4 protein-coding genes are annotated in these 3,205 nt (G+C 37.0%); all 4 read left to right on the forward strand.

Translation table 11 applies throughout. The features are described 5' to 3' along the window. Positions 1–631: tRNA (guanosine(37)-N1)-methyltransferase TrmD (gene trmD, locus IHO40_RS05475; protein WP_225537130.1), on the forward strand; the 631-nt coding region annotated here is incomplete at its 5' end. Further along, positions 615–998, forward strand: coding sequence for a 50S ribosomal protein L19 (gene rplS / locus IHO40_RS05480; protein ID WP_225537131.1), 384 nt, complete (start codon positions 615–617; stop codon positions 996–998). The genes trmD and rplS, both read left to right, overlap by 17 nt. A gap of 62 nt (positions 999–1,060) precedes the next feature. Beyond that, positions 1,061–2,311: a phosphate ABC transporter permease PstA gene (gene pstA / locus IHO40_RS05485; RefSeq protein ID WP_225537132.1), complete on the forward strand. Its 1,251-nt coding sequence runs from the start codon at positions 1,061–1,063 to the stop codon at positions 2,309–2,311. Positions 2,312–2,314: 3 nt separating this feature from the next. Beyond that, positions 2,315–3,121, forward strand: a complete 807-nt coding sequence (locus IHO40_RS05490; protein ID WP_225537133.1) for a phosphoribosylformylglycinamidine synthase subunit PurQ — start codon at positions 2,315–2,317, stop codon at positions 3,119–3,121. Positions 3,122–3,205 lie beyond the last annotated feature (84 nt).

The raw sequence follows: 3,205 nt of genomic DNA on the forward strand, positions 1-3,205 counted from the left end.
GTTAGAAGAGAAAATATGGGGTCTTGAAGTGGTAAATATTCGTTCCTTTGCTAAGGATAAACACTCAACAGTAGACGATGTTCCATATGGAGGTGGGGCAGGAATGATTATGCGCCCTGATGTTACTGGTGATGCAATTGATAGTGTGCTTACCGCTCATAGGGATACTAAATTTATTTGTATGACTCCATCTGGCACTAGATTTAATCAAGGCATTGCAAAAGAGTTGATAGGACTTACTCATATAACAATATTATGTGGTCGATTTGAGGGTATTGACCAAAGAGTGATTGATGAGTATACTCCTTATGAGTTAAGCATCGGAGATTATATACTTTCAGGGGGCGAGCCGGCTGCGATGGTAGTTCTTGATGCATGTATTAGGCTTCTTCCTGGTGTAGTGAATAATTCTGATAGTATTACTGAAGAAAGTTTTAGTTATGGTGGTGGTATGCTTGATTACCCTCAATATACTAAACCTAAGCAGTGGAGAGAACATGAAGTGCCTGAGGTTCTGTTGTCTGGTAATCACAAAAAAATAGGTGATTGGAGGCGGAAACAGTCTCAAGCTATAACAAAAAAGCGTAGACCTGAGTTATTAGATGGAGATATAAATGGCAAATTTACTTGAAAAGTTCAATAAGCAGCAAATGCAAGTGTTGGCTAAAGAATTGCCGGAGTTTCGTCCTGGTGATGATTTGAAGATCACTTTTAAAGTGGTTGACGGTGCAAGCGGACGTATGCAAGTATTTGAAGGTGTATGTATATCAAAAAGAAATCGTGGATTACATTCTTCCTTTGCGGTTAGAAAAGTGAGTCATGGGGAAAGTATAGTATCGCAATTTTTTGTTTATTCTCCTGCGTTAGTTTCAGTGGAAGTGACAAGAAGGGGGAAAGTTCGTAGAGCGAAATTATACTACTTATGTAAGCTATTTGGAAAAGCTGCTAGGATAAAGGAGCGTACTACTTGCAAAAGCGTTAAGTCTAAGCAGCTTTGATGAAAAACGATATTGTTTCAGTTCTTGATTGCGCTGAGGCAATAGGGAGAGACTGAAAATAGATGAGCATAAAGACAAAATTCCTAAAACTACTTCAGTCCAGGCGCGTACATGCTCGCATAAGAAGAAAAAACAAAAGGAATAGAACATTGTATTTCTGTTCTCTCGTAACGTTACTTGTTTCGCTTGGTTGTCCTATATGCATATTGTTGAGCATATTAATTAACTCTTATAGCGCATTAACAATAACGAAGATTTTGTTACCGGTTGAGATAATTGCTGATTTTGCTTTGACAGATAATCCTAGTGATTTACGGTATAAGTCCATTGACTTACTTAATGATTCTCTACGTAAAGTGTTTAAGGGGACCGGTTTCAGAAGTAATGACGAGATTTTAAGTCGTAATTCTTACAAGGAGCTAGAGAATTTTTTTCTTGGAAAAGTGAAGCACAGTGGTGAGTATGAAATCTGGTTTACTGCATCAAGTATAATCAATTCAATAAACAAAGATAGATATTTCAATGGTCATTATGCTGAACTGCTTAGTTGGCTAAAAGAAAAGGGGAGGGTGAAAAAGTTCTTTAATAAGTCTTTATTTCTTAAATCTGATTCTCGTGAACCTGAAAATGCAGGGATTTTAGGAGCATTCATCGGCTCATTAATGACGGTTATGGTATGTCTAGCTTTGGCATTACCAATAGGAATTATGTCAGGCATCTATCTTCACGAATTTATGCCCAGGAACAGTATAATAACTAGCATTGTAGAGGTTAGTATAAATAATCTTGCTGCAGTACCTTCAATAATATTTGGTGTGGTAGGTTTAACTCTCTACCTTGGTATATTTGGTTTACCTCGTTCTTCGCCACTTGTTGGTGGAATGACTCTTTCATTTATGATGTTACCTAACATTATAATTGCAACAAAAAATGCCTTTGCGAATGTTCCTATTACAATAAAAGATGCAGCTTTTGCTCTTGGAGCGTCTCACATCAAGGTAATATTGGATCACTCTCTACCGATTGCATTACCGGGAATAATACATGGCGCTGTGCTTGCAATTGCAAGAGTTTTGGGTGAGTCCTCTCCTTTACTTATGATAGGTATGGTAGCATTTATAGCTGACACACCAGCATCCTTTTTCGACCCAGCAACTGTTTTGCCTGTACAAATATACATATGGTCAAGTAGTCCTGAAATTGAATTTGTTGAGCTTGCTACTATTGCAATTATGGCTTTGTTGATAATGTTGTTCGCTCTAAATTTAGTAGCAAATTTTGTAAAAAGAAAAATCGAGTTTTTTAATTTTTAATTCATGAAAATTATTATTTTATCTGGTTATGGCTTGAACTGTGAGAAGGAAACTGCATTTGCATTTATAGAATGTAGTAGAAAACTTGGTATCAACAATATAGAAGTGAAGATCGTTCATATTAATGAGATCATAGATAATCCAGGTGAACTGAAATCAAGTAATATACTAGCAATTCCGGGAGGTTTTTCCTATGGTGATGACACTGGTGCTGGTAATGCATTTGCTCTGCGCATTAAAAATAATTTGTTGGGTGAGTTTCAAGATTTTTTATCTCAGGATAAGCTTGTTATAGGAATATGTAATGGTTGTCAGGTATTAGTAAAACTAATTCCAGAATTCTCTAACCTGGCTTTAATATGCAATGATGTAGGTAATTATCAATGCCGTTGGATTAGAGTGAAAGTTAGCCCACAAAGTAATTCTGTTTGGCTACAGAACCTAAATGAGCTGTATCTTCCTATTGCTCATGGAGAAGGCAAGTTTTTTATGGATCAGGGTGTTTTGGATCAATTGATTGAAAACAATTCCGTTGTGCTGCGTTATGTTGATGAAGATGGTAACTACGCCAACTTGCAGTTCCCTTCCAATCCAAACGGATCTATGTACGATCTGGCAGCTTTATCAGATAAAAGTGGTAGAATACTAGCTTTAATGCCTCACCCAGAGAGGGGAATATTTTTCACTCAGCAGGACAACTGGCCGCTTGAAAAAGAGAAGTGCAAGCGCTTGGGTGCCCCTATGCCAAAATATGGCGATGGAATGCTTATATTTGAAAATGCACTGAAATATTTCGCGCAAGCATTGTAATACAACACAGTGTTATATAGTAAACGATGTCAATAGAAACGAAAAAAACTACTTAAAGATTCCTCCGGTTTCCTTATCATAGTA

Origin of the sequence: Wolbachia endosymbiont of Mansonella ozzardi (genome assembly GCF_020278625.1) — a bacterium.
GTDB lineage: Bacteria > Pseudomonadota > Alphaproteobacteria > Rickettsiales > Anaplasmataceae > Wolbachia.